We start from the raw sequence: 25,037 nt of genomic DNA, 5'->3' as shown, positions 1-25,037 counted from the left end.
ACTGCAACTGTTCCTCTAAACCCACTCCTTACCCCCTCCAGGTAGGGAAATCATTAGCCCCATTAACACCAATAACGAGCAACTAATAACCAACAACTAAGCTACCCTTTACGCAGGTAGCCGGCAATCTGTAGCGAGCTATCCACGAACACCATCTTTGGGTTGGCGTTCCGCTCGATGTGGTAATGCGCCTGGTTCAGCTCCTCGGCCAGTTCGCCGGCGTTGTTGCCTGTTATCACCTTCGAGAACTTCTGCACGAAGTCCAGCTCGGCCGGCGGCAGAAAAGCGATCAGCGAGGCATCCACCCCGTACAGCATCACCTTCCGGAACAGGTTGAGCGCGTAGAGCAGGAAGTTCTTCTGGTTCTCGCGCCCCAGCTTCTGGAATTCCTCGCTCATCTCCACCAGGTGGTTAAACTTATAGCTGTAGCAGTGGCGCATCCAGTCGGTAAAGAAGGTGAAGTAGTCGCTGCTGATCTCGCTGGTGAGCTTGGCGGCGGCGTTCAGGTTGCCCTCGGCCAACTGCGCCACCTGCGCGGCACGGTCAGGGTCGAGGTTATACTTCTGCTGCACATATTGCACCACCTCCTGCTCGGTAAAGTTGCGCACCTGCATGATTTGGGTACGCGAGGTAATGGTAGCCAGCAGCTTCTCCGCCGACTGCGCCACCAGCAGAAACAGCGTCTGGGCAGGCGGCTCCTCCAGCAGCTTCAGCAGAGCGTTGGCCGCAGAAGGGTGCATGAGCTCGGGCAGCCAGATCACCACGATCTTGTAGTTGCCCTCAAACGCCTTCAGCGACACCAGCTTTACCAGTTGGCGGCTTTCGTCCTTCGAGATAATGCCTTGCTTGTTCTCTGCCCCGATGTGCTGCATCCACTCGTTGAGGCCCTGGTAGGGGCTGGCAAGTATAAACTCGCGCCACTCGTTCATGAACTTGCTGCTCAGGGCATCCTTGCTTACCGATTTTGTAGCCGTTACGGGCATCACGAAGTTAAAGTCGGGGTGCACCAGCTTGTTCATTTTCACGCAGCTGCCGCATGTTCCACATGAATCATCGGGCTGCTTGTTCTCGCAGTTGATGTAGGTGGCATAGGCCAGCGCCAGGGCCAGGTTCGCGCTTCCCTCCTGCCCCAGAAACAGCTGCGCATGCGCCACATGGTTCTGCTGCACCGATTTGAGCAACAAAGCTTTTGCTTCCTGATGACCTATGATCTGAGAGAACTGCACGTTTGGGGTTATGAGTTGATAGTTATCACAAAGATAAAAGACAAAGGGACAAAAGACAGCAATTGCAGTGCAACTCCATGGTCTTTTGTCCCTTTTATACTTTACGAGAGCGGCCTACGCCTTTTTATCCCAGACGCGGTACTGCTGGGTCTCCTCGAAAATGTGGTTGAGAATGTCTCGCTCCGTCTGGTCTAGCTGCTTGTCACGGCGGCCCATCACTTTCTCGGCCACTTCTACCACCTTGCGCATCTGAAACGTTTCGAAGCCGGCCGCGCCACCCCAACTGAACGAAGGGATGAAGTTGCGCGGGAAGCCCGGCCCAAAGATGTTGGCACTCACGCCTACCACCGTGCCGGTGTTAAACATGGTGTTGATGCCGCACTTGCTGTGGTCGCCCATGATAAGGCCACAGAACTGCTGGCCGGTGTTCTTGAAGCCGCCTTTGGCGTAGTTCCAGATCTTTACCTCCGCGTAATTGTTCTTCAGGTTCGAGGTATTGGTGTCGGCACCGATGTTTATCCACTCGCCCAGCACCGAGTTGCCCAGGTAGCCTTCGTGGCCTTTGTTGGTATAGCCGAAGATAACCGAGGCCGCCACCTCACCGCCTACCTTGCAGAAGGGGCCAATGCTCACGTCGCCGCGCATCTTGCCGCCCACGTTCACGTTGCTCTCCTCACCCAGCGCAAACGGCCCTTTGATCACCGCGCCTTCGTGCACCTGCGAGTTCTTGCCCAGGTAAATGGGCCCGTTCTCCGCGTTAAGTATAGCCGCCCTAATCTTCACACCCTCCTCAATAAAGATGTTCTCCTCGTTATACACCATGGTGTACTTATCGTCCACCGGCTGGCTTTGGCGCCCGTCGGTTACCAGAGCGTAATCGCTGCGGATCTGACTGCCGTTCTGCAGGAAAATGTTCCACACATCCCGGATGACGGTGCAGTCGCTGCTATAGGCTTGCCGGCTAGCGGATGAGTGGCTTGCCAGTTCCTGCGGCGTGGCAAAAGTTTGCCCGCTGCTGTGCAGCGCCAGCAACAGGTTATCATGGTACAGCGCCTGGCCGGGTTCCAGCCCACGCACGGCGGCAGCCAACTCAGCGTCGGGTATAGCAGCGCCATTGATATACAGTTCCCCGTTGCCGTTTTTATACTTCGCCTGCAGGTATGGCTGCGTCAGGTAAGCCACCGGCCCACCTAAGTGTTTCGCCCACTTCTCGGCAATGGTCAATATGCCCACGCGCACCTCGGCCACCGGCCTGGTAAAGGTCAGTGGCAACAGGTCCTGCCGGATTACCGGGTCATCAAAAAGGATGATATTCATGGTGCAAAAATATAAGCTTTCCTTCAAAATAGTGCATAAAAGCCGCCACACACAGCAATATTTTATGATTTAGGCAATACGGTTATGCGTGTTCGTACAACAGCAGGCTAAAAGACAGGTTTGGCTTGTTTACGGGGAGGGGGATAAAAGAAAAAGTCTTCCTGCCACAATGACAGAAAGACTTCTCTTGAAACGTTTTAACCGGAATAAACCGCTTATTTTTTCTTGTAACGCGTGTTGAATTTCTCCACACGACCAGCAGTATCCACGAAGATGTTTTTACCAGTGTAGAACGGGTGAGAGGCAGAAGAAACTTCCACTTTGATTACAGGATACTCTTTACCATCTTCCATAGTGATAGTCTCATCAGAAGTCATAGTAGAACGAGTGATGAACTTGAAATCACTGGTCATATCCTGGAAAACCACCTGTCTGTACTCTGGGTGAATGCCTTTTTTCATTATCGTAAACGTTATTTAACCTTAATTTCTGAATCGGACTGCAAATTTAATAAGATTATTTGAAAGTAAAACGCTATGAGCCAAATTATTTTATGCATCCGGCAAAAGCCGCGGCCAATCTAAATATCTTGTTAATTTTGCCTTAGCGGCGCGATTTGCCGCGCCACCAAAGCCAGAAGCAAACCCCTATGACACCAGAACATAAACAGCAGAGCCTGATACTGGACCGCAGTCAGATAGAGCAAAAGGTAAAGCGCATCGCCTATGAGATCTACGAGCGCAACTTTGAGGAGGAGGCGCTGGTGCTGGCCGGCATTTATCCTAACGGCCACACCCTGGCCGAGCAGCTGGCCACACAATTGCAGCAGATCTCGCCGCTACAGGTGCAACTGCTGCAGGTAAGGCTTAACAAAGACACGCCGCTAGAGGAGCCCGTGCAACTGCAGCCCGAGAACATAAACCTGGGGGATAAGGTAGTGGTGCTGGTAGACGACGTGCTGAACACCGGCAAAACGCTGGCCTACACGTTAAACGCCTTTCTGCCACAGAATCCGAAGAAGGTAGAGGTGGCCACCCTTATAGACCGCCACCACCCGCTCTACCCGATCGCCGCCACCTACACCGGCTACTCGCTGGCCACCACCCTGCGCGAGCGCGTGCAGGTAGTGCTACAGGAAGATGAGGTAGCAGCGTATTTGCTGTAGATAAGAGGTAGCAGCGTATTTGCTGTAGATAAATAGTTGCTGGTTGATAGTTACCAGTTATTAGGGCTGGCCAAAACGAAGTATAATGACCCTCAGCATCCTACTACCAGCAACGAACAACTATTAACGAATAACTAAAATGAAGAAACTCTGCTTTGCAACCAACAACCGCCACAAGCTGGCCGAGGTAAGCCAGATGCTGGAGGGCAAGTATGAACTACTGACCCTGCAGGACATTGGCTGCAACGAGGAGCTGGCCGAGGAGCAGGACACACTGGAAGGCAACTCGCGGCAGAAGGCGGAGTATGTGTGGGACAACTATAACGTGAGCTGCTTTGCCGACGACACCGGCCTGGAGGTGGAGGCGCTGAACGGCGAGCCGGGCGTATACTCGGCACGCTATGCCGGCCCGCAGCGCTCCGATGCCGATAACATCAACAAGCTTTTGCAGCGCCTGGAGGGGCAAGAGAACCGCCGCGCCCGCTTCCGCACCAGCATCACCCTGATTCTGGACGGGCAGCAGCACCAGTTCGAAGGCATCGTAACAGGAAGTATAGCAACGGAGTGGAAGGGCGACAAAGGCTTTGGCTATGACCCGGTGTTCGTGCCCGACGGCCACGACCGCACCTTTGCCCAAATGAGCGCCGAGGAAAAGAACGCCATCAGCCACCGCGGCCGCGCCACCCAGGAGCTGGTACGCTTCCTGAAAACCCTGAAAGTATAAAAATAACGCGCTGCATTAGCCAAGTAGCTGCTAATGTTTTAATTTTGTGGGCTGAAACCAAAGCTTCCTATGCAAAAGCCATTCATCGTCGGGATTACAGGAGGTAGTGCTTCAGGAAAAACCACTTTTTTGAACAAGCTGCTTACCTCGTTTGCCCCGGAAGACGTTTGCCTGATCTCTCAGGACAACTACTACAAACCGCGCGAGCACCAAACCGCAGACCCGAACGGAGTAATCAATTTCGACCTGCCGTCCTGCATCGATGATGAGGCCTACGCACACGACATCCTGAAAGTGAGCCGCGGCGAAACCATTTACCGCCAGGAGTACACCTTCAACAACCCGGATGTGGTGCCGCGCCAGCTGGAGTTCAGGCCTGCCCCGATTGTGGTGGTGGAGGGCATCTTTGTATTTTACTTTGAGGAGATCGCCAACCTGCTGGACCTAAAGGTATACATTGACGCCAAAGAGTACATAAAACTGCAGCGCCGCATTGTGCGCGATAAGGTGGAGCGCGGCTATGACCTGGACGACGTGCTGTACCGCTATACCCACCACGTGGCTCCTACGTACGAGAAGTACATCAAACCTTACAAAAACGATGCTGACATCATCATCCCGAACAACGCCAACTTTGAGCGCGGGCTGGAGGTGCTCACCACATACCTAAACGCTAAGATAAAAGCATGAGGAGCAAATTCGCGGTAATTGGCCTGGGGATCTTCGGCCACTCCATTGCCACCACGCTGGCAGAGCGCGGCGCCGAGGTGATCGCCATTGATAACGACGAGGACCATGTGGAGTCTATCAAAGACCAGGTAGCCTACGCCGTTGCCCTGGATGCCACCGACATCCGCGCCCTGGAGGCCCAAAGCATTCAGGATATGGACGCCGTGGTAGTAGCTATTGGCGAGGACTTCGAGGCCCTGCTGATCACAACGGCCAACCTGCAGGAACTGAACGTGAAGCGGGTGATCACCCGCGCCTCCAACAAGCAACAGCGCCGCATCCTGGAGAAAATGGGCGTGCAGGAGATCCTGTCGCCGGAGGGTGAGGTAGGCAAAACCGTGGCCGAGCGCCTGCTGCAGCCGAGCATCCGTACCTTCCTGCCGCTGCCGGACAATTACGAGATCGTAGAGATAAACGCGCCGCGTAACATCGCCAACCGCAGCGTGGCTAAAATATCGCTCCGCGAGAAGTATAACCTCAACCTGATCACGATCAAGCGCTTCTTTGAGGAGATACAGGACGGCAAGCCGACGCAGGTGGAGCACATCATCGGGGTGCCTAAGGCCGATACCATTATTTACCCGTCAGACATCCTGCTGCTTATCGGTAAAAAGCAGGATGTGAAGCGATTTATTGATGTAAACCGTTAAAATTTCTTTTTTAACAGAAAAGATTTCATATTTGCGCTTATACATGCCAAAAGCCAAAGACATATTCAGCCACCTAAGGCATCTCTTGATGTCGGTAACCCTGCTGTGGGCGCTCATGCTCAATGGCCAGGAAGTGGTGGCGTATACGTCGGCCAATGGCGCGGCACAACCAGCTAACACAGCGTTAACCTCTGCCCCTGGTGCCGAAAAAACACGCGTGAAGCAGAAGGTCTCGCTGGAAGGCACGACCTCTTTTGTAGCGCTTAACCTGCCGCAGCAGGACCTGGGCCCGTTGCCGCAGCAACCGGCCTTTGCACTGGCCGCCATAGCGCTTCTGCCCGCTGCTTACACAGCCGTGCCCCCTGGCGCCGGTTTTACAGCCCGTATTTTCCCTATTACCATTCAGCCCAACGCTCCGTAGGCTGCCTCCTCCCTATTTTCTTCTCTCAGCCTTTTCAGGCCTCCGTGCTGCTATATCCGGCAGGTAACGGAACGCACCTACTTGTATTATAGTTATTTAGTAGGCTCCAAGGGAGAACCATACATTGTACCCAATTATCAATCAATTCATACTTTTACTTAAACAATGCGGAACAAATCGTTAATTATCGGTCTGACATTGATCGTATCGGCGCTCTGCCTTTACTTTCTGTCATTCTCTTTTGTTGCCGGCAGCGTGCAGAACGATGCAGAAGCATACGCCACTGACGCGCAAGGCAACGTAGACCTGGCAAAGAAGCAAACTTACCTCGACTCCATGTGGAAAGAGCCCGTGTTCATGGGCATGACCTACCAGGAGGTAAAGGAGAAGGAGCTTGGCCTTGGCCTGGACCTGAGAGGTGGTATGCACGTGGTACTGGAAGTATCGCCTGTGGAGATCATCAAGTCTATGTCTGGCAACAGCAAAGATCCGAACTTCCTGAAGGCACTGGACCGCGCGCAGGAATTGCAGCGTAACAGCCAGGAGCGTTTCACTACGCTTTTTGCCGAGGCTTACCGCGAAATCGAGCCGAACGGCCGCCTGAGCCGCATCTTCTCAAATACTGCTAACCGTGGCAAGATCAGCTACGAGTCCTCTAACGAGGAGGTGATCGATGTGATCCAGGCTGAAGTGGACGATGCCATCGACCGCTCTTTCAACATCCTGCGTACGCGTATCGACCGTTTCGGCGTAACGCAGCCAAACATCCAGCGCCTGAAAGGTACTGGCCGTATCCAGATCGAGCTTCCGGGCGTTGACAACCCTGACCGTGTGCGTAAACTGTTGCAGGGCATGGCCAACCTGGAGTTCTGGGAAGTATGGACGCCGCAGGAGTTTAACCCATACCTGATGCAGGTAGGCCAGTACCTGGACGCCCAGCAGCGTGCCGGTAAACTGAAACTGCGCACCTCTACAGCCTCCGCTACACCAGCTCCGGCTGTTGCTGACACCGCAGCGGAAGACGTGCTGGCACAGGCTGCCGGTTCAGACTCTGCTGCTATTGCCGCTGCTGCGAAAGCCGACACTGCCGCTGTAGCAAAGGCTGACACAGCCGCTCTTGACCAGCAGGGAAGCGTGCTGGCGACGCTGTTCACAGCCATGCCGGGCGGTATCGGTGCCAACGTGCGCGACACGGCCACCATCAACCAGCTGTTTCACAGTGCCGAGGTGCGCTCTATGCTGCCTCCTAACATGAAGTTCCTGTGGGGTGTGAAGCCGCTTGTAGGCGACGCAGGCCAGGAGTTCGTTGAGCTGTACGCTATTAAGAAAGGTCGTGACGGCAAGGCTCCGCTGAGCGGCGACGTGATCAACGATGCCCGCCAGGACTTTGACCAGGCTGGCCGTCCAGAGATCAGCATGACCATGAACCCGACAGGCGCCAGAAAGTGGGCTCGTCTGACAGGCGACAACGTTGGCCGCCAGGTGGCTATCGTGCTGGATAACTATGTGTACTCTGCCCCGGTAGTACAGGGCGAGATCACGGGCGGTAACTCCTCTATCTCCGGTAACTTTACCGTAGACGAGGCGCAAGACCTTGCCAACATTCTGAAAGCTGGTAAAATGCCGGCTCCAACCCGCATCGTGGAAGAGGCTATCGTAGGTCCTTCCCTGGGCCAGGAGGCCATCAACCAAGGCTTGCTGTCAACTATCGCCGGCCTGGTGATCGTGGTGATCTTCATGATTGCTTACTATGCGCGCGGCGGCTTTATCGCTGACCTTGCCCTGCTCTTCAACGTGTTCTTTATACTTGGTGTGCTGGCCCAGTTTGGTGCTGCGCTCACGCTGCCTGGTATCGCCGGTATCGTGCTTACCCTGGGTATGGCCGTGGACGCGAACGTATTGATTTTTGAGCGTATGCGTGAAGAGGCTGCCAAAGGCTTGGGTATGCGCGAAGTGATCAATGCCGGTTACGACAAGGCTTTCTCTACGATCTTCGACGCAAACGTAACTACCTTCATCGTAGGCTTTATCCTGTACTTCTTCGGTTCAGGCCCGGTAAAAGGCTTCGCCATTACCCTGATGATCGGTATCATTACCTCGTTCTTTACCTCAGTATTCATTTCAAGGCTGTTCGTGGAGAGCACCTTCAAGAAAGCAGGTAAGCTATCCTTCTCTTCATCGCTTGCCAACAAGATGTTCCGCAACGTGAAGTTTGACGTGATGAAGTACAGAAAGCCTGCCTATGCTTTCTCCATTGCTATTATCGCTTTCGGCTTTGTTGCCATGGCTATCAAAGGTCCAAACTTGGGCGTAGACTTTACTGGTGGACGCTCTTACGTGATTGAGTTCGATCAGGCAGTTCCGGCTTCTGATATCCGCTCTAACCTGATGGATGATTTCCAGCAGGCGGGCACGGAGGTGAAAACGTTTGGCGCCTCTAACCGCGTGAAAGTGATTACCAGCTGGATGGCTGATGATGAGAGCATCGAGGCGGACGAGCAGGTAAGGGCTGCGCTGGAGCAAGGCATACAGCAGTACAGCAACCTGAACCCGCAGATCCTGAGCTCCTCTAAAGTAGGAGCAACCATGGCAGATGACATCCAGAACACAGCCCTGATCGCTATCCTGCTTGCGCTGGTAGGCATCTTCCTGTATGTGATGATTCGTTTCCGTAAGTGGCAGTTCTCGCTGGGTGGCGTAGTAGCCCTCCTTCACGATGCCTTGATGATCATAGCGGTGTTCTCAATCCTGCACCTGCTAGGCATCTCCTATGAGATGGACCAAGTATTTATCGCAGCGGTACTGACAATCATCGGTTTCTCTATCAACGACACCGTGGTAATTTTCGACCGTGTGCGTGAGTACATGAGCGATAACCCGCGCGCCGGCATCAGAGCAGTTGTTAACCCAGCCCTTATCAGCACCTTCAGCCGCACGATCATTACCTCCTTGACTCTGTTCCTGGTGGTGGTTATCCTGTTCCTGTTCGGTGGTGAGGTACTGCGCGGCTTCTCACTGGCGATGATCATCGGTGTATTGGCCGGTACTTATTCTTCCCTATTTATCGCTACTCCGATTGTGGTAGATACCATCAAGGAAGAAAACACCAAGCAGCCTGCAGCTACGCCGCAGGTAGCCCATAAAGTTCGCTAAGAACCACTGTAGCATAAACAAAAAAGCCCGGGGCAGTAGCCCCGGGCTTTTTTGTTTCCCTTTCTTCCCATACTTGGAGATCGGGTTCTTTAGCTGCCATTGCACAAGTCGCAACGCTGTCGCTTTGGCTATTCGGGGAACCTACCCCCAGAGCAACGATCGCTAGCTATAAACTCATACTCTGGCCAGTTCAGAGGAGGGGAATTTGCGCAGGCGCTTTCATCCCCTGCCCCTTCAATAGCCACGGCCATTACTTATCCATAGCAGAGGCAGCTGCTATCGAAAGCTGATCCCAGTCTTTGGGTTGAGCGCCTTGTGAGATCCGGTGCCGCGCAAGCGGCAGCGCCCTGGCGCAGGAGGGAACACAGCGCGATGCCCAAAGATGAGGCCTCCCGGCCTGGAGGGGACCAAAGCATACTATGCAACTGTAGGCTTGTAAGTCTGTAGGATCAGCAGTAGCTAACAAAGATAGCTTGGTTCAAGCTACGAGATGCTGTAGCAAAAGGGAACGCACGAGCTACAAGCTCGCGCTAGCGGATAGCTTGATTTCAACTGCAAAAGTAGAGGTTAAGAAAAGGCAGAAGCGGACGCTTGCACCAGCAAAGGTTGGAACAGAGGCAAGTACGAAGCACTGTTTACGCGGAATAGGAAATCAGCAGCAGTCAATGTAACGGACAAGGATGTCAGGAACAGCGGAAGATAAGCAAGTATAAAACAGCACGGTCTAAAAAACCCGCGCCAGCGATGGAAGAACTGTGGCTAATAAGTATAACTTGGTTCCAGTTGCAAAGAGCAATGGCAAAGGCACAAGCAGACACCTCCGCCAGGAAATAATCAGAAAATAACCCTATAAACGCAGCAGCCAGCCCCTGAACGAGGCTGGCTGCTGCGTTTAAACTTTATGGTTTGAGTGCTTATACCATCACGCCGTCGGCAACTACTTCTTTCACCTCAGGCACCATGCGCTTGAGCAGGTTCTCGATACCCGCCTTCAGTGTTACGGTAGCAGACGGGCAGCCGCTGCAGGAGCCCTGCAGGTGTACTGTCACGACGCCATCATGGTAAGACTTGAACGTGATGTTACCGCCATCCTGCTCTACGGCTGGGCGCACATAGTTCTCCAGCAGGTCGATCACCTTCTTAGAGATTTCGGCATCCTCGGCTGATGCTTCCCCGTTACCGGCAGCCACTGGCTCCGCTTTGGCAGCAGAAAAGCCTTCGGTAAAAATCGGGCCACCTGCCTCTACATAAGACTTCAGGAAGGTGCGCAGCTCCGGGATGATTTTCACCCACTCTAAATCAGCAGTTTTTGTAACAGTAACAAAGTTACTTGCTATAAACACACGCGATACATAGTCGAAGTTGAACAGCTCCTGTGCCAGCGGCGACTCCAGCGCGCTCTCCACGTTCGGATAGTCCACGCTCTGCCCGTCAGGCAGCATCTGCACGTTCATCACAAACTTCATCGACTCGGGGTTGGGGTTAGCCTCTGCGTACACAGAAACCATCTTTTCTTTATTTTCTGTCATGATTTTTCGCTGTTTAATGTTAAAACCTGTGGGTGTTGCATTAAGTTTCCAAAATTAGGCATTATTTACGACAAGTGCACAGCCAGTCGAATTCCTCACTCGCCGCCCCTGGCTAGCCGCAAGAGAAGTGCCCCCAATGCCGTAACCTTACCCCCATGTGCTGCCATGCCTTCCAAAGCAGGCCGCAGGGCAAAAACAGAAAAGAGGAATAGTGCAAAACCGTGCAAGGCCAGCAACCTGGAGTCAGGCTTATTTTTACGGCAGCACTGGCTCCTTTCTGTTTTACGCGCTCACTGCTTTTACTGCTCCTGCTGCTCCATGTAGGTACATTAAATTAGCTTTCAGGTGGCGGTTTCCCTTAGCTATTTAGCCCAGAAAATGTATCTTTGTGCTGCACAACAAAAAATCTAAACCGAACTAATCCACACCATGGTAGACAATTTTATCCTACTGGCACAGGCCCAGCATGCCTTACCCATGTTCCTGATCATGCCTTTTCTGCTCTTGATAGGCATGATCGCTGCCGGACCGATCTTTTTTGGACATTTCTGGGAGCACAATTATAAAACAGTAGCCGTTGTGCTTGGCTTAACGGTGTTAGCTTACTATCTTTTTGTACTCGGGGATATACACATGCCGGTTCATACACTGGCAGAGTACATAACATTTGCAGCACTACTAAGCTCACTTTACATTGCAGCAGGGGGAATATATCTGAATGTAAATGCACGGGCTACACCTCTTATGAACGTTGCACTTGTGGCTGTTGGCGCTATATTGGCAAACTTTATTGGCACAACCGGCGCCTCATTGCTGCTTATCCGCCCGTTCATCCGGCTTAACAACCACCGCATCAAGCCTTACCAGATCGTATTCTTCATCTTTATTGTGAGTAACGCAGGTGGTTTGCTTACGCCACTGGGAGATCCGCCGCTATTCATTGGCTTTATCAAAGGGGTTCCGTTCTTCTGGACACTGCAGCACCTGTTCGTTCCTTGGATGGCATCTATCGCACTGCTTTGCTTCCTTTTCTTCCTGGTAGACCGTCGCAACAAAGAGACAGAGTTTACGCCACGCCCAGAAGTGGTGGCGAAGAACGAGGCCAAAACAGAATTCCACTTTACAGGCAAGCGCAACCTGTTCTGGCTGGCGATCATCATCGGTGCCGTGTTCCTGGACCCGAACGTGATTGACGGGCTGCCACACATCTACTATGACGGCGCCAAGATTTCTTTCCTTCGCGAGATCATCCAGCTTTCTGCGGCCTTTTTGTGCTTCCGTTTCTCCAGCAAAACAGCGCTGGCCGGCAACCACTTCAACTTCCACCCTATCCTGGAGGTAGTGTTCCTGTTCTTTGGTATCTTCTTTACCATGATGCCGGCCCTGCAACTGTCTGCCCAAATCGCATCGTCTCCGCAGTTTTCGCAGTACATCACGCCTAGCTTCCTGTATTGGGCAACGGGCTCGCTTTCCGGCTTCCTGGACAACGCCCCGACCTATGCCAACTTCCTGTCGCTGGCCATGGCTAAGTATGACCTGGCACAGAGCAGCGTTACGGATGTGCGCCATTTCGCGGCAGGCACCTCTGTCGGCGGCATCGAAACGCTAGTACAGCTGGAGGCTATCTCTCTGGCCGCCGTACTTTTCGGAGCCTTTACCTACATTGGTAACGGGCCTAACTTCATGGTGAAAGCCATTGCCGAGAGTGCCGGTATTAAAATGCCTACTTTCTTCGCCTATGTCCTGCGCTACTCTATTCCGTTCCTGCTGCCAATCCTGGCGCTGGTGTGGTTCTTGGTGGTGCACCTGAAGCTCTTCTAAGACAAGTATAAAGTATAAAAACAGCCGCCTTTGCTTAGCAGGGGCGGCTGTTTTGCTTTTGAGAGGCAGCCAAATACTTTTCATTTGGTTTGCCGCCTGCCATGCTCACATTACCCACTGCCTCACAACCGAATAGGCAATAATCCAAACACATTATCGTTCTTATATATATGTTTATTAATATGGATTTTTCTACCATACGATAACATTGCGCACCGCCCACACCACCAGCTATGAAACACAGCAAACATATCCCGTACCCCCTTCTTTCCGTTTTCGCGCTGCTGCTTATGCTTTGGCCTGGGCAGGGGTTGGCGCAGCAGCAGAAACAGGCGGTGCAACTGTCTGGAATGGTGGTGGCGGGCGACAGTGCCGTGGGGTTGGCCGGCGTGGCCGTGTTTGTGCCGCAAACCAACCGCGGCACAAACACGGGCCAAGGCGGCTTTTTTTCGCTGCCGGTGCTGCCCGGCGACAGCGTGGTGGTGGCGGCATTAGGCTACCAGAAACAGTTCCTGCGCATCCCGCACACCTTTAGCGGCAACAGCTACTCCACCATTATATATCTCCTCGAGAACTCCACCGAGCTGCCCACGGTGGACGTGATGCCTTGGGCTACGGAGCGGGAGCTACGGGAGGCGCTGTCTAAGGTGAAGCTGCCACAGGAGCCGGAGCCGGAAGTGGACCTGGGGCCACTGGAGGGAAAGGACCTTACCAAGATGCGGGCTATGGATGCGGAAACGAACGCAAAGTATGGGCTGATGCAGGTGGGCAGCCAGCAACAGCGCCGCTACATGGTGCCCAGCGACGTTAAGCTACTGGGCATTCCGATCGGCAACAAGAAAAAAGCCTCCCGCACCCGCAAAAAGGCACGGCAGGCTTCTGAGGAAAAAGACTAGCTCCGGGAGAGCGGCCTGTTATACTTTGTTTGCCTGCTGGCGCAGCAGGAAATCAGCTAGCACAAGCGCGGCCATGGCATCTACAATAGGCACGGCACGGGGCAGCACACAAGGGTCGTGGCGGCCTTTGCCCTGCAGGGTGATTTCCTCGCCGGCATCGTTGATGGTTGTTTGGGGCTGCAGGATGGTGGCTACCGGCTTAAAGGCTACGTTAAAGTAGATGTCCTGCCCGTTGCTGATGCCGCCCTGTATGCCACCCGAGTTGTTGGTGCGGGTGCGGACGTTGCCTTCCTCATCGGTATAGAACTGGTCGTTATGCTCGGAGCCGCGCATCTTCACGCCCTCAAAACCGCTGCCGTACTCAAAGCCTTTCACAGCGTTTATACTTAGCATGGCCTTCCCTAGCTCGGCGTGCAGCTTATCGAAAACAGGCTCTCCCAACCCGGCCGGCACTCCCTTCACTACGCAGCTTACCACACCGCCTATGGTATCCAGGGTATCGCGGGCCTCCTCTACCAGCCCAATCATGCGGGCGGCTACCTTCCCGTCGGGGCAGCGCACCTTGTTCGAGTCGATCTGGCTCAGGTCTAGCTTGTAGTATGGCTTGCGCAGTTTCACGCTCCCCACCTGCGATACATAGCTTTGCACCGTAATGCCGTGGAGCTGCAGCAGTTTGGCTGCCAGCGCGCCGGCGGCCACACGGGCCACTGTTTCGCGGGCAGAGCTGCGCCCACCGCCCCGGTAATCGCGGGTGCCATACTTGGCAGAGTAAGTATAGTCAGCGTGAGAAGGCCGGAAGGCGTGCTGAATGTGGCTGTAGTCGTGGCTGTGCTGGTCTTTGTTGTTCACAACCATGGCAATGGGCGTACCGGTGGTCTTGCCCTCGAAGATGCCCGAAAGTACCGTCACCCTGTCCTCCTCCTTGCGGGGCGTGGTGATGTCGGACTGGCCGGGGCGGCGGCGGTCCAGCGCATGCTGTATCTCTTCGGTGCTGATCTCGAGGCCGGCAGGGCAGCCATCCACAATCACTCCCACAGCCGCACCGTGTGACTCGCCAAAGGTTGTTATCCGGAAAAGCTTTCCGTAGGAATTGCTCATAGTTATCGTTTTATAAAGACAAAGGTTGACACTGCCAGTAGCACCAGCAGAATAACATTGGTGTAGCGCTTGATCTGATCCAACAGGTGCACGCTTACCAGGCTGTTATCTTCGTTTTGAATGATTTTGTAGAAAGACCCCAGGTCGCGCGACATAACCTGGGCATCACTGTCGGGGACACCGGTTACCTGAACCCTAAGCGATGGGCGCAGTGTGTCGTAGGCAGCGGTGATAGGGTTAAAGTACACCCACTCCAGTTTGCGCCCCATGTCGTAAGTGCCGGCCTCGCGCCCAATCAGGGTAAAAGAGAAGCGCTTGGAGCCCATAACCGTGCCGGCGCGCCGGGTGACATCCTGGTGCACGTCGGGCGGGAAAAAGTCCAGCCCGGGCGGTGCCTCCGGCGATGGCGGCATGATGGCGGACAGGTTGCCTGTACCATCCACCTGAAACACATAGGTAAAGGTCTTGTTCACCGGCACCACCTCCTGCGACAGCCGCTCCTGCAGGCGATAATCCCCGACGGGCACTACATCGCGCAGCGGGTGCGGCGGCAGCTCTTTTACCTGCACCTCTCGCGGCCTGGAGTAGAAGGTTTTGTACCCCTCCTGCCGGTCCTGCGTGAGCAGCGTCGGGTGCTTGGCCACTTTATACTTTATCATCTGCAGCTTCAGCTGCGGGAACGACAGTTGCTTGGCCGTGATGGGGTAAAGCACTGCCTCGTAGAGCCTGAAACGCAGGTACGGCTCGCCCTGAACGGTTACCTGCTCCGGCGTTATCTCTGTAAAGTCAAACGTCTCCTCCCACACATGCGACTGCTTAAGCTGCCGCAGGATGCCGTTCATCTGGTTGGCGAAGTCATAGAAATCGAGCAGGCGCTGGTCTTGCTCGGCCAGGTAAAAGTATAAGACCACGTTCACCCCCTCGCCCACAAATACCTCATCCTTGTTGGTGTAAAGCGTCAGGAAGGCGTTATCGTCTTTTTCGATGAACTCTGCCTCCTGCTCTACCTGCTGCTGCTCCTCCTCCGGCACCACCATGTCGGGGGGCAGGTTGGCGTCCTGCGGCACCTCGGCCTGCATCTCCGTCACGGTTATCGTCACCCCCTCCGACTCCAGCGTCTGCCCGTTTACCTTCATGTTGAAAGGCTTCAAGGTATAGGTGCCTTCGTCGAGGGCGGCATAGTTCTGCGTGATGGTAAGGATCGTGGTGGTGTTACCGCCTGTGATAATGGTTTTGGTGGAGGAGTACCTGTTGCTTTTTTTGAAGCCCTCGATCTCGGGGAAAGGGGTATACTCCTGCAGCTGCTGGTTCTGCAGCCTCAGCGAAATAGTATAATACTGATTTAGCGGCAGCGAGCTCTTGCCCAACTCTATCGCCACCTGCTGCGCCAGGGCAGGCGCAAACAGCATAAGGCAGAGTATGATGGAAAGGGCTAAAGCTCGCATGGCATGGGCCGCACTGCTGCGGCACTTGGTATATGGTGTAAGAGCAAATTTAATACTTTTTCGGAAGTGGCCACGTTGCTTTTATAAAGGCAGGCTATGCCGCAAGCCTGCACCTCCTGCAGGGGATACCCGCCTCTGCTGCCTGGGGCGCCCAACACCATAACGCCAGGGCCACTGGCAGAAGTATGAGGCTCGTTTCGCGGCCGATCCTTTATTCCTTTAAAGTGCCCTGCGCGATTATACTTTTACAACAAAAACCAACACCATACTTATGTTAAATATAAATATAACGTGAAATCATCACCAAATTTTAACTCAGTCGTAAGTATAACCAGATTACCAAAAATGGCTTACTATTTATCCAAAATGCTGGAATACGTTAAAACGATCTTAGTGAAGGTTAGCTTCGATAAGATGTTGTTTGAAAAAGAGCTGCGCAAGGCTTTTAGAGTACTCGTGAAGGAGGAAATTGAGCAACTAAAGCAATGGTGCTACGACCAGTTCTCAGGGGTTTACCTGATCATCCTTAACCGCGTTTTCCTAAAGCACCAGGTATAAAACCTACTCCTTTTCCGGGTCGCCCTGCACAAAGCGGATGTTGCGTATCAGGCCGTTGTAGCCGGTGCGCTTCACAGCTGACTTCTTGAACAGCTGCGAGAACACCTCGTGCGTCAGCTCCTGCCAATCGCTGGTCTTCAGCTCCTTCAGGTGGGGGTGCGGCGCAAAGGCGGGCTCGTTGTGCGGTTTGCTGAAGCGGTTCCAGGGGCACACGTCCTGGCAGATGTCGCAGCCGAAGACCCAGTTCCCGAATTTCCCGTTCATTTCCTGCGGCAGCTGGTCCTTCAGCTCTATCGTAAAGTAGGAGATGCATTTGCTGCCGTCCACCACGTAGGGCTCGGTGATGGCGCCTGTCGGGCAGGCATCGAGGCAGCGGGTGCAGGAGCCACAGTAGTCTTTGATGGGCCCGTCGTAGTCCAGCTCCAGGTCGATGATGAGCTCTGCGATAAAGTAGAAGCTGCCCACCTGCGGCGTGATGAGGTTGGAGTTTTTGCCAACCCAGCCCAGCCCGCTTTTCTTGGCCCAGGCCTTATCGAGCACCGGCGCCGAATCCACGAAGCAGCGGCCGCCTACCTCCCCTATCTCCTCATTTATGTAGTTGAGCAGCGTCTTCAGCTTGTCTTTGATCACGAAGTGGTAATCGGTGCCATAGGCGTACTTCGAGATCTTGAGCGTATCCTCCTCCTGCTGCTGGTCTTCCTTATCGGGGTAATAATTAAGCAGCAATGATACCACCGATTTGGCTCCGTCTACCAAAAGGCGCGGGTCGAGGCGCTTGTCGAAGTGGTTCTCCATGTAGTGCATCTGCCCGTGCATGTGCTGGTTCAGCCAACGCTCCAGCCGGGGCGCCTCCTCCTCCAGAAAGTCCGCCTGGGAGATGCCGCAGTACATAAAGCCCAACTCACTGGCCTTCTGCTTGATCAGGTATGTATACTTCTCTTTGCTCAATTTATACTTGGTGGCCGCTTTGTACTTTGGCAGCTATACTTTCAGAAGAACAAAGTTAGGGAGAAAAAGGTCCGGATTGGTCATTGAGAATCAACTAGATCGTTTTTTTAATAGTGAATAAACATGAAGGTTTAGATGTAGAACCAATACATCAAATATTTACACTTATCTCACAATTACACAAATAATACATTAATTATTAACAATATTATTATATATTAGCATTAAACTATTAACCGAAAACAAACTTTATATGGAATCAGAAAACTACGAGAGCCTGAAGTACAGACAATATACCAGTCTAAGCGAGATGGATAAGGCTATAAATTCACTAAAAGGTATATTATTAGGCATTGTCTTAGACAATGAAGTAAATGATGCTGAATTTAAAGAGCTGCTATCGTGGTGTGAGAAACACAATGATCTGATTACACGAAATCCTTTCAAAAGTCTGATGCAAACGATACTCGAGGCTGCTAATGACAGTGGGAATCGCTTGGAGCTGATGGAAGATGTTTACTGGCTTTGTGATAGGTATGCTACTGATCAGGGCTTAGTTTTTTATGACCTCGCAACAGCTGATCTTCAAATATTACAGGGCCTTTGCCATGGCATATTATCTGATGGTAAGATTACAGATACAGAAGTAAAGAAACTAGACGAATGGCTAGAGCATCATGAACATCTAAATACCTACTACCCATATGATGAAATATATACACTAATTACAAATGTATTGGCGGACGGAAAGATAGATGATGGAGAACGTAGGCGCCTAATGGCTTATTTTAATGAATTTGTAAAGTTGACAGATGAGCAACTTACCGAGAAGATTGCAACAGAGATTTCACAAATAAAGGTTAATGGCATTTGCACCGTTAACCCTCAGGTTCAATTTGACGGGAAAGGTTTTTGCATGACAGGACTATTCAGCAGAGGAACCAGAAAAGAATTAGAGCTTGAAATACAAAATCTAGGTGGCCACATCAATAGTGATGTAACTCAAAAGACCGATTACCTTATTGTTGGTGATAGTGGTAACCCTTGTTACGCTTTCGCCTGCTACGGTAGGAAAGTGGAAAAAGCGATCAACATGCGCAAACAAGGACGCAATATTTCTCTAATACACGAGTTCGACTTTTGGGATGTTATTGAAGATCTGAAATGTATTTGAGAGAGTAGACTCCTCGCTCGCGTCTAGCGAGAGCAGTAATAGCTGATTGCTTCTGATTAGATATTAAAGTACTATATTTCTCCAAACAAAAAAGCAGGCCCATCAGAGCCTGCTTTTTCACTTTATCACAAACAGTTTATTTACTCCGGTTGATTAAAAAGCCCGCCGGAGGCAATCTCCTGCGGCGGAATTTTGCCGAGGTGACGGTAAGCCAGCTCAGTCGCCTCGCGGCCGCGGGCGGTGCGCTTGATATAGCCTTCCTGGATCAGGAACGGCTCGTATACTTCCTCAATCGTCTCCGACTCCTCGCCGCAGGCTGTGGCAATGGTGCTGATGCCTACCGGACCGCCTTTAAACTTATCGATGATCGTCATCAGGATGCGGTTGTCCATGTCGTCAAGTCCGTTGTGGTCCACGTCCAGCGCGTTGAGGGCAAACTTGGCGATCTCCACCGTAATCGTGCCGTCTCCTTTTACCTGGGCAAAATCGCGGGTGCGGCGCAGCAGGTTGTTGGCAATACGCGGCGTACCGCGGCTACGGCGGGCAATCTCGAAGGCGGCGTCCTCGTGTATAGGCGCCCCCAGCAGCGCCGAAGAGCGCTTCACGATCGAGGTCAGCAGCGTGGCATCGTAATACTCCAGGCGCGAGTTAATGCTGAAGCGCGCGCGTAGCGGCGCCGTCAGCAAACCGGAGCGCGTGGTAGCCCCGATCAGCGTAAACGGGTTCAGGCTGATCTGCACGGAACGGGCATTGGGACCCGAATCCAGCATGATGTCGATCTTATAGTCCTCCATGGCCGAGTACAGGTACTCCTCCACGATCGGGTTCAGGCGGTGAATCTCGTCGATGAACAGCACGTCGTTGGCCTCCAGGTTGGTGAGCAGGCCCGCCAGGTCGCTTGGCTTGTCCAGCACCGGTCCAGAGGTCATTTTGATGCCGGCATCCAGCTCGGAGGCAATGATGTGCGAGAGCGTGGTTTTACCCAGACCCGGAGGGCCATGCAGCAGCACGTGGTCCAGGGCCTCGCCACGGCGCTTGGCCGCCAGCACAAATATCTTCAGGTTTTCCACCACCTTGTCCTGACCCGTAAAGTCGCGGAAGCTGAGCGGGCGGAGGGCCTTGTCGATGTCGCGTTCGGCCGGCGTCATGTACTCGTTTTCGCCGGTGAGATAATCTTCTCTCATAAGTATGATCTTCTACAAAAAATGAGCTTTCGCTGCTCCTAAAGGTAACAGTTTCGGCGGTGCTTTCGCTCCATTTCAGTTGACGAATTTACGCAATTTTGCTAATTATTTTATAGTTATTCACCATAAATCTAATCCCATTAGCATACCTCCAACAAAGGCTATTAAAATTGATGCGGCTGTCGTACCTTACGCCCATGCAAGGTCATCAGCAAAAAATCACCAGCCACGCTTTTTTCAGCCCCGGCGACGAGTGCCTCAACGCCATTGTGGAATGTATGGATGAAGCGGAGGAAAGTATAAAAATCTGCGTGTTCACGATCAGCGACAACCGCATTACGGAGGCTATCATCCGGGCTTACAAGCGTGGGGTAAGTATCAGGATCATCACGGACAACAAAAAGCTCCACGACACCGGCTCGGACATACGGGAGCTGGCCGTGCGGGGCCTGGAGGTGCGGATCGACAAGACGCGCAGCCACATGCACCACAAGTTCGCTGTTTTTGACGAGGCGCGTGTGCTTACCGGCAGCTACAACTGGACCCGCAGCGCCGCCCTTTATAACCACGAGAACATCCTGGTGACCGATAACCATAGCATTGTGCAGGACTACAGCCGCGAGTTCGACAGGCTTTGGCAGGAGATGATGAAGTATAACCCAGGCGAAAAGTACAAGGAAATGTATGGGGAGGAAGAGGAGTAGGTTTTGGCTGGGTTAGAGGATGCACAGGATTGATAAGTCTATACAGGCCGCGGGTGTCCTTGCTCGTAACCAGCTATAGTTTGGGCCTCCGCCCCAGCCGGATTATAAATCCTGCATCATAGTAAGGTACGGGTTACAAACCCGCACCAGCAACAAGTAAACCTACTCATCCTGTCCCTCCTAAAATCCTGTAAATCCAGATTCTGACAAACAAAGGCAGCCACTCCCGCGGCTGCCTTTGCTATACTTTATACTTTGTGTAGCCACCCGAATAACGAGCAACGCATAACGATCAACGATCTATTTAAACGCCGGGATACCCGTGATATCCGCGCCTGTGATGAGCAGGTGGATGTCGTGCGTGCCCTCGTAGGTGATCACCGACTCCAGGTTCATCATGTGGCGCATGATCGGGTACTCGCCCGTAATGCCCATGCCACCGTGTATCTGGCGCGCCTCGCGGGCGATATGCAGGGCCATGTCCACGTTGTTGCGCTTAGCCAGGGAGATCTGCTGCGTGGTGGCTTTGCCTTCGTTCATGAGCGTGCCCAGGCGCCAGGCCAGCAGCTGCGCTTTGGTGATCTCGGTCAGCATCTCGGCCAGTTTCTTCTGCGTGAGCTGGAAGCCCCCGATCGGCTTGTCGAACTGAATGCGCTCCATGCTATACTTGCGTGCCGACTCGTAGCAATCGATAGCAGCACCGATGGCACCCCAGGAGATACCGTAACGGGCAGAGTCCAGGCAACCCAGCGGCCCTTTCAAGCCGTCGATGTTCGGCAGCAGGTTTTCTTTCGGCACCTTCACGTTATCAAACACCAGTTCGCCGGTGCAGCTGGCGCGCAGGCTCCACTTGTTGTGGATCTCGGGCGTAGAGAAGCCTTCCATGCCGCGCTCCACGATCAGGCCTTTGATGCGGCCTTCCTCGTTTTTGGCCCACACCACCGCCACCTGGCATTCCGGTGAGTTCGAGATCCACATCTTGGCCCCGTTGAGCAGGTAATGGTCGCCCATGTCTTTGATGTTCGTCATCATACCGCCCGGGTTGGAACCGAAGTCCGGCTCCGTGAGGCCAAAGCAGCCGAGCCACTCGCCGCTGGCCAGCTTGGGCAGGTACTTCTTGCGCTGCTCCTCCGAGCCATACTTATAGATCGGGTACATCACCAGCGAACCCTGCACCGAGGCCGTGGAACGCATGCCCGAGTCGCCGCGCTCGATCTCCTGCATGATGATGCCGTAGCTGATGTAGTCGAGGCCGCCGCCGCCGTACTCGGTTGGAATCGTCGGGCCAAAAGCACCCACTTCGCCGAACTTCTTCACAATCTCAGACGGAAAGTGCGCGTCCTGCGCCCACTGCTCAATGTTCGGGGATATCTCGCGCTTCACGAAGTCGCGCATGGTCTGGCGGATAAGCAGGTGCTCCTCCGTCAGCAGGTCGTCAATGTTATAGTAATCAGGGGCTCCTGATGATTCGTAAGCCATAGTTTTGTTTTAAGGTTAAAGCGTTAGGGTATTATGCAAAGTTAAAATTTTAAGCATAACCTGTGTATTTTGATGGCTAAATTGTTGGAGGGTGGATTTGTTGTCTCCCTTGGTATCACATATAACTATAAGTTCATGGCTTTTTGGTTTTGTAGAGGCGCAACGTATTGCGCCTCAGCTATAACACTACAGCCAAGCGAGGCTGGAGACTCGCACACACCCTACGTCACCGGTCAGATACCGGCGCCAGTTTATTCACATTGTCCTGAGAATCCATAAATCTCAAGAATCTTAGTCAAAGAAAAAGCCCCGCCAAGCTGGCAGGGCTCCTTCTCTAAGAAGTATGGATTTATACCTTAAAACTTCACACCCACCGACAGCAGGAAGTTGCGGGTGGCTTGCGGGTAATAGTAGTTGTAATCGTAGCGGGTGTTGTCGCCTACATATGCCTCGCTCCAGGTATAGCCATTGGCCACATACTCCTTGTTAAAGAGGTTGTTCACCAGCAGCGCCAGCTCCACTTCCCGCATAAACGACGGCTTGAACGTATAGCGCAGGCGCAGGTCAGCCACCTGGTAGGCATCGATCTTACGATCTTCGGAGGCGGTGTTGTCGAGGTACTGCTTGCCCACGGTTTTGTAAAGTATGGCCGCCCGGAAACCCTTTACTGGCTGCACCTCCAGCTTATGCGCCGACACCACGGCCGGCGAGAAAGAGATGTCCGTCTCGTTATAGTTCGTCTCTACCACATCCTCTACATTATAGTCGGCATCATACACATACAGGTACTCCGTGTAATTGCGGATCTTGTTGCGGCTAAAGGTAACGTTGGAGCTCAGCTCCAACACCTCATTAAAGCTGATCATACCCGCCAACTCCATACCAGTGCGGTAGCTGTCTTTGATGTTGGTGCGCAGCGGCGAGCCTACGTCGTTCAGTTGGCCGGTCAGCACCAGTTGGTTGTCGTAGTCCATGTAGTAGAAGTTGGCATCCACCGTGTAGCGTGTTGCCTGCCTGCTGCCGCGCAGGCGGTAGCCTGCCTCCAGGTTGTAGAGCGTTTCTGCCTTCGGGTCGGCAGCGCCGGCCTGGGTGTTCTGCGGCTTATCGGTAAAGTCGGAGCGGGCTGGTTCGCGGTTACCCACGGCATAGGAGGCATAAGCCGTCTGGCCTTCGCTTATCTGGTAGGTAACGCCCGCCTTCGGGTTGATAAAGCTGAAATCCGCCTCCTGCGTCACGTCGCGGTTGTCGTCGTCCACGCCATCTATACTATAGGCAATGGTGCGGTACTGCAGGTCTCCGAACACGCCCAAGCGCTCGGTGAGCTGGTAGTTTGCCTTCCCAAAGATGTTGAAGTCGGTTTTTAGGGCATTGTTGAAGTAGTAGCGCTGCCCCAGCTTGCTGTCGGAGGCGTAGCGGGTCCAGATCACCTCGCCATAGTGGTCGCCGTCATACTTGTTCCAGGCGCCGCCCAGGGTAGCGTTCAGCTTGCCGGCCACGTCGGTGTAGTTCAGGGCGTAGGTTGCGCCATAGAAATAGTTATCCAGCCACTTCTGGCGGATCAGGTCGGAGCGGCTGATGGTGGTATCGCCCAGCACCACCGGCGCGATGCCGTAGTTGGCCAGCTTCTGGTTATTCTTGTACTGCTCGTAGTAGCCGCGGCCGCGGGTAAAGTGGAAGGCGCCTCCCAGGTTCAGGCGCGGCAGCAGGTCTTTGGAGTAGTGCAGCTGGTAGTGGTCCTGCTGGTAGTTGTCGGTCTCGTTCTCGTAGGTAAAGCCGTTGTAGGTGCGGTCGGTCTCCAGCTTCTCCTCCGGCACGCCATCCCAGGCCTGGTAGGTTTTCTCTTTGCCCGAGAAGGTCACGAACTTGAGCATGCCAGTTTTGCCATGGTAGCCCGCCGCCAGGTAGTAGGATTTCAGATCAGAGAAGGCCCGGTCGATGTAGCCGTCGGAGGAGATCTTGGACAGGCGCCCGTCGATGGTGAACTTGTCGTTGATCAGCCCGGAACCGAATGAAACCGAGTGGCGCCAGGTGTTATAAGAACCGTAGGCGTTAACAGCCTCGGCATAGGCTTCGCGGTTCACGCCGATGGTGCGGATGTTCAGGCTGGCCCCAAAGGCGCCCGCGCCGTTGGTTGAGGTACCCACGCCGCGCTGCACCTGCACGTCCTCGATAGAAGAGGCCAGGTCGGGCATGTTCACAAAGAAAGTGCCGTGGCTCTCCGAGTCGTTTACCGGAATGCCGTTCACGGTCACGTTGATGCGGGTGATGTCGGAGCCCCGGATGCGGATGCCGGTATAGCCCACGCCCGCACCGGCGTCAGAGTTCACCACCACCGATGGCGTCTGCTCCAGCAGGTAAGGCAGGTCCTGCCCGAAGTTGCGCTCAGCTAGCTCCTGCTTGCTTATGTTGGTAAATGTGGTGCCTGTTTTCTCGCTGGCCCGCGTGGCCGACACCACCACCTCGCCGGTTTGCAGCGCCTGTGGCCGCAGCGCAACCTGCACCTGCCTGTCCTGCTGCAGGTTTATACTTGTTTGCTGCTGCTCAAAGCCCAGGTAAGTTACTTTTAAAGTATAAGCCCCAGCCGGGAGGTTGGGGAAAGAGAAGGTGCCGCCGCTGCCGGTGGCCGTAGCTGTGTTAGACTCCAGCACCACTACAGTAGCGCCTGCCAGGGCCTCGCCTGTGCCAGCATGGCTTACACGCCCGCTCAGGGTGTGCTGCGCCAACAGTTGCAATGGCAGTATGATGGCTGCCAGTGCCATAAAAAAGCTTTTCATTGGTTTGTGAAAAAGAAAATGGTGAAACATACAGACAGACCA

At 53.6% G+C, this 25,037-nt stretch carries 21 protein-coding genes; 11 read left to right on the top strand and 10 right to left on the bottom strand.

Features of this window, described 5'->3' with window-relative positions; genetic code table 11:
- Window positions 1–101: 101 nt before the first annotated feature.
- From PXG97_RS11255 to PXG97_RS11245, 3 genes are all read right to left on the bottom strand, one after another.
- Window positions 102–1,226 carry a DNA polymerase III subunit gene (locus PXG97_RS11255; RefSeq protein WP_276497846.1) on the bottom strand — a complete coding sequence of 375 codons (1,125 nt, stop codon included), beginning with the start codon at window positions 1,224–1,226 and terminating at the stop codon, window positions 102–104.
- 114 nt (window positions 1,227–1,340) lie between these two features.
- The gene (locus PXG97_RS11250; protein ID WP_276497845.1) at window positions 1,341–2,543 is read right to left on the bottom strand and encodes a GlmU family protein; all 1,203 of its coding nucleotides are present in this window, start codon (window positions 2,541–2,543) and stop codon (window positions 1,341–1,343) included.
- A 215-nt stretch (window positions 2,544–2,758) separates the two neighbouring features.
- Window positions 2,759–3,004, bottom strand: a complete 246-nt coding sequence (locus tag PXG97_RS11245) for a type B 50S ribosomal protein L31 (protein WP_073853987.1) — start codon at window positions 3,002–3,004, stop codon at window positions 2,759–2,761.
- A 188-nt stretch (window positions 3,005–3,192) separates the two neighbouring features.
- Here PXG97_RS11245 and PXG97_RS11240 point away from each other — a divergent pair, with 188 nt between their 5' ends.
- The 6 genes from PXG97_RS11240 to secDF all read left to right on the top strand — a co-directional run bounded on the left by PXG97_RS11240 (window position 3,193) and on the right by secDF (window position 9,385).
- On the top strand, window positions 3,193–3,708 hold the full coding sequence (locus tag PXG97_RS11240) for a phosphoribosyltransferase family protein (protein ID WP_276497844.1): 516 nt from the start codon (window positions 3,193–3,195) through the stop codon (window positions 3,706–3,708).
- Between the two features lie 139 nt (window positions 3,709–3,847).
- A complete protein-coding gene (locus PXG97_RS11235; RefSeq protein WP_276497843.1) occupies window positions 3,848–4,432 on the top strand; it encodes a non-canonical purine NTP diphosphatase in 585 nt (194 codons plus the stop codon).
- A gap of 69 nt (window positions 4,433–4,501) precedes the next feature.
- Window positions 4,502–5,122, top strand: a complete 621-nt coding sequence (locus tag PXG97_RS11230; protein WP_276497842.1) for a uridine kinase family protein — start codon at window positions 4,502–4,504, stop codon at window positions 5,120–5,122.
- Window positions 5,119–5,811 carry a potassium channel family protein gene (locus PXG97_RS11225; protein ID WP_276497841.1) on the top strand — a complete coding sequence of 231 codons (693 nt, stop codon included), beginning with the start codon at window positions 5,119–5,121 and terminating at the stop codon, window positions 5,809–5,811. The genes PXG97_RS11230 and PXG97_RS11225 overlap by 4 nt, the downstream gene beginning before the upstream one ends.
- Window positions 5,812–5,854: 43 nt before the next feature.
- The gene (locus PXG97_RS11220) at window positions 5,855–6,232 is read left to right on the top strand and encodes an RNA methyltransferase (protein WP_276497840.1); all 378 of its coding nucleotides are present in this window, start codon (window positions 5,855–5,857) and stop codon (window positions 6,230–6,232) included.
- A gap of 165 nt (window positions 6,233–6,397) precedes the next feature.
- Complete coding sequence (gene secDF, locus PXG97_RS11215) at window positions 6,398–9,385, top strand: protein translocase subunit SecDF (protein ID WP_276497839.1); 2,988 nt, start codon at window positions 6,398–6,400, stop codon at window positions 9,383–9,385.
- 914 nt (window positions 9,386–10,299) lie between these two features.
- Here the strand turns inward: secDF and PXG97_RS11210 are convergent.
- Window positions 10,300–10,914 (bottom strand): NifU family protein, encoded by a 615-nt coding sequence (locus tag PXG97_RS11210; protein WP_276497838.1) that lies wholly within the window; start codon window positions 10,912–10,914, stop codon window positions 10,300–10,302.
- 429 nt (window positions 10,915–11,343) lie between these two features.
- Between PXG97_RS11210 and PXG97_RS11205 the strand changes: the two genes are divergently transcribed.
- Together PXG97_RS11205 and PXG97_RS11200 are read left to right on the top strand one after the other, a co-directional pair.
- Window positions 11,344–12,735, top strand: a complete 1,392-nt coding sequence (locus PXG97_RS11205) for a sodium:proton antiporter (protein WP_338088606.1) — start codon at window positions 11,344–11,346, stop codon at window positions 12,733–12,735.
- Between the two features lie 233 nt (window positions 12,736–12,968).
- Window positions 12,969–13,631 carry a carboxypeptidase-like regulatory domain-containing protein gene (locus tag PXG97_RS11200; RefSeq protein WP_276497837.1) on the top strand — a complete coding sequence of 221 codons (663 nt, stop codon included), beginning with the start codon at window positions 12,969–12,971 and terminating at the stop codon, window positions 13,629–13,631.
- Between the two features lie 18 nt (window positions 13,632–13,649).
- Here the strand turns inward: PXG97_RS11200 and aroC are convergent, their stop codons facing one another.
- Window positions 13,650–14,729 (bottom strand): chorismate synthase, encoded by a 1,080-nt coding sequence (aroC, locus tag PXG97_RS11195; RefSeq protein ID WP_276497836.1) that lies wholly within the window; start codon window positions 14,727–14,729, stop codon window positions 13,650–13,652.
- Window positions 14,730–14,731: 2 nt separating this feature from the next.
- Window positions 14,732–16,174: a BatD family protein gene (locus PXG97_RS11190; protein ID WP_276497835.1), complete on the bottom strand. Its 1,443-nt coding sequence runs from the start codon at window positions 16,172–16,174 to the stop codon at window positions 14,732–14,734.
- 366 nt (window positions 16,175–16,540) lie between these two features.
- Between PXG97_RS11190 and PXG97_RS11185 the strand changes: the two genes are divergently transcribed.
- Window positions 16,541–16,732 (top strand): hypothetical protein, encoded by a 192-nt coding sequence (locus tag PXG97_RS11185; protein WP_276498262.1) that lies wholly within the window; start codon window positions 16,541–16,543, stop codon window positions 16,730–16,732.
- Window positions 16,733–16,735: 3 nt separating this feature from the next.
- Here the strand turns inward: PXG97_RS11185 and queG are convergent, their stop codons facing one another.
- Window positions 16,736–17,680, bottom strand: a complete 945-nt coding sequence (gene queG / locus PXG97_RS11180; RefSeq protein WP_276497834.1) for a tRNA epoxyqueuosine(34) reductase QueG — start codon at window positions 17,678–17,680, stop codon at window positions 16,736–16,738.
- Between the two features lie 253 nt (window positions 17,681–17,933).
- On the opposite strand from queG, the gene PXG97_RS11175 reads away from it, so the two are divergent.
- Window positions 17,934–18,854 carry a BRCT domain-containing protein gene (locus tag PXG97_RS11175; protein ID WP_276497833.1) on the top strand — a complete coding sequence of 307 codons (921 nt, stop codon included), beginning with the start codon at window positions 17,934–17,936 and terminating at the stop codon, window positions 18,852–18,854.
- Window positions 18,855–18,994: 140 nt separating this feature from the next.
- Here PXG97_RS11175 and ruvB read toward each other — a convergent pair whose 3' ends face one another.
- Complete coding sequence (gene ruvB / locus PXG97_RS11170; RefSeq protein WP_276497832.1) at window positions 18,995–20,038, bottom strand: Holliday junction branch migration DNA helicase RuvB; 1,044 nt, start codon at window positions 20,036–20,038, stop codon at window positions 18,995–18,997.
- A 197-nt stretch (window positions 20,039–20,235) separates the two neighbouring features.
- Here ruvB and PXG97_RS11165 point away from each other — a divergent pair, with 197 nt between their 5' ends.
- Entirely contained in the window at window positions 20,236–20,742 is a 507-nt protein-coding gene (locus tag PXG97_RS11165; RefSeq protein ID WP_276497831.1) for a phospholipase D-like domain-containing protein, read from the top strand.
- 300 nt (window positions 20,743–21,042) lie between these two features.
- Here the strand turns inward: PXG97_RS11165 and PXG97_RS11160 are convergent, their stop codons facing one another.
- A complete protein-coding gene (locus PXG97_RS11160; RefSeq protein WP_276497830.1) occupies window positions 21,043–22,221 on the bottom strand; it encodes an acyl-CoA dehydrogenase family protein in 1,179 nt (392 codons plus the stop codon).
- A 356-nt stretch (window positions 22,222–22,577) separates the two neighbouring features.
- Entirely contained in the window at window positions 22,578–24,995 is a 2,418-nt protein-coding gene (locus PXG97_RS11155; RefSeq protein WP_276497829.1) for a TonB-dependent receptor, read from the bottom strand.
- Window positions 24,996–25,037: the final 42 nt, after the last annotated feature.

Source organism: Pontibacter litorisediminis (genome assembly GCF_029360645.1).
Lineage (GTDB): Bacteria > Bacteroidota > Bacteroidia > Cytophagales > Hymenobacteraceae > Pontibacter > Pontibacter litorisediminis.
Note: the sequence above shows the minus strand (reverse complement) of the source record. Positions and strands in the feature narration are given on the sequence as shown.

Excerpts from the sequence above, each read along its gene's own strand:
- PXG97_RS11250 (WP_276497845.1), bottom strand. The coding sequence starts at position 2,543 with ATGAATATCATCCTTTTTGATGACCCGGTAATCCGGCAGGACCTGTTG.
- PXG97_RS11245 (WP_073853987.1), bottom strand. The coding sequence starts at position 3,004 with ATGAAAAAAGGCATTCACCCAGAGTACAGACAGGTGGTTTTCCAGGAT.
- PXG97_RS11240 (WP_276497844.1), top strand. The coding sequence starts at position 3,193 with ATGACACCAGAACATAAACAGCAGAGCCTGATACTGGACCGCAGTCAG.
- PXG97_RS11235 (WP_276497843.1), top strand. The coding sequence starts at position 3,848 with ATGAAGAAACTCTGCTTTGCAACCAACAACCGCCACAAGCTGGCCGAG.
- PXG97_RS11230 (WP_276497842.1), top strand. The coding sequence starts at position 4,502 with ATGCAAAAGCCATTCATCGTCGGGATTACAGGAGGTAGTGCTTCAGGA.
- PXG97_RS11225 (WP_276497841.1), top strand. The coding sequence starts at position 5,119 with ATGAGGAGCAAATTCGCGGTAATTGGCCTGGGGATCTTCGGCCACTCC.
- PXG97_RS11220 (WP_276497840.1), top strand. The coding sequence starts at position 5,855 with ATGCCAAAAGCCAAAGACATATTCAGCCACCTAAGGCATCTCTTGATG.
- secDF (WP_276497839.1), top strand. The coding sequence starts at position 6,398 with ATGCGGAACAAATCGTTAATTATCGGTCTGACATTGATCGTATCGGCG.
- PXG97_RS11210 (WP_276497838.1), bottom strand. The coding sequence starts at position 10,914 with ATGACAGAAAATAAAGAAAAGATGGTTTCTGTGTACGCAGAGGCTAAC.
- PXG97_RS11205 (WP_338088606.1), top strand. The coding sequence starts at position 11,344 with ATGGTAGACAATTTTATCCTACTGGCACAGGCCCAGCATGCCTTACCC.
- PXG97_RS11200 (WP_276497837.1), top strand. The coding sequence starts at position 12,969 with ATGAAACACAGCAAACATATCCCGTACCCCCTTCTTTCCGTTTTCGCG.
- aroC (WP_276497836.1), bottom strand. The coding sequence starts at position 14,729 with ATGAGCAATTCCTACGGAAAGCTTTTCCGGATAACAACCTTTGGCGAG.
- PXG97_RS11190 (WP_276497835.1), bottom strand. The coding sequence starts at position 16,174 with ATGCGAGCTTTAGCCCTTTCCATCATACTCTGCCTTATGCTGTTTGCG.
- PXG97_RS11185 (WP_276498262.1), top strand. The coding sequence starts at position 16,541 with ATGCTGGAATACGTTAAAACGATCTTAGTGAAGGTTAGCTTCGATAAG.
- PXG97_RS11175 (WP_276497833.1), top strand. The coding sequence starts at position 17,934 with ATGGAATCAGAAAACTACGAGAGCCTGAAGTACAGACAATATACCAGT.
- ruvB (WP_276497832.1), bottom strand. The coding sequence starts at position 20,038 with ATGAGAGAAGATTATCTCACCGGCGAAAACGAGTACATGACGCCGGCC.
- PXG97_RS11165 (WP_276497831.1), top strand. The coding sequence starts at position 20,236 with ATGCAAGGTCATCAGCAAAAAATCACCAGCCACGCTTTTTTCAGCCCC.
- PXG97_RS11160 (WP_276497830.1), bottom strand. The coding sequence starts at position 22,221 with ATGGCTTACGAATCATCAGGAGCCCCTGATTACTATAACATTGACGAC.
- PXG97_RS11155 (WP_276497829.1), bottom strand. The coding sequence starts at position 24,995 with ATGAAAAGCTTTTTTATGGCACTGGCAGCCATCATACTGCCATTGCAA.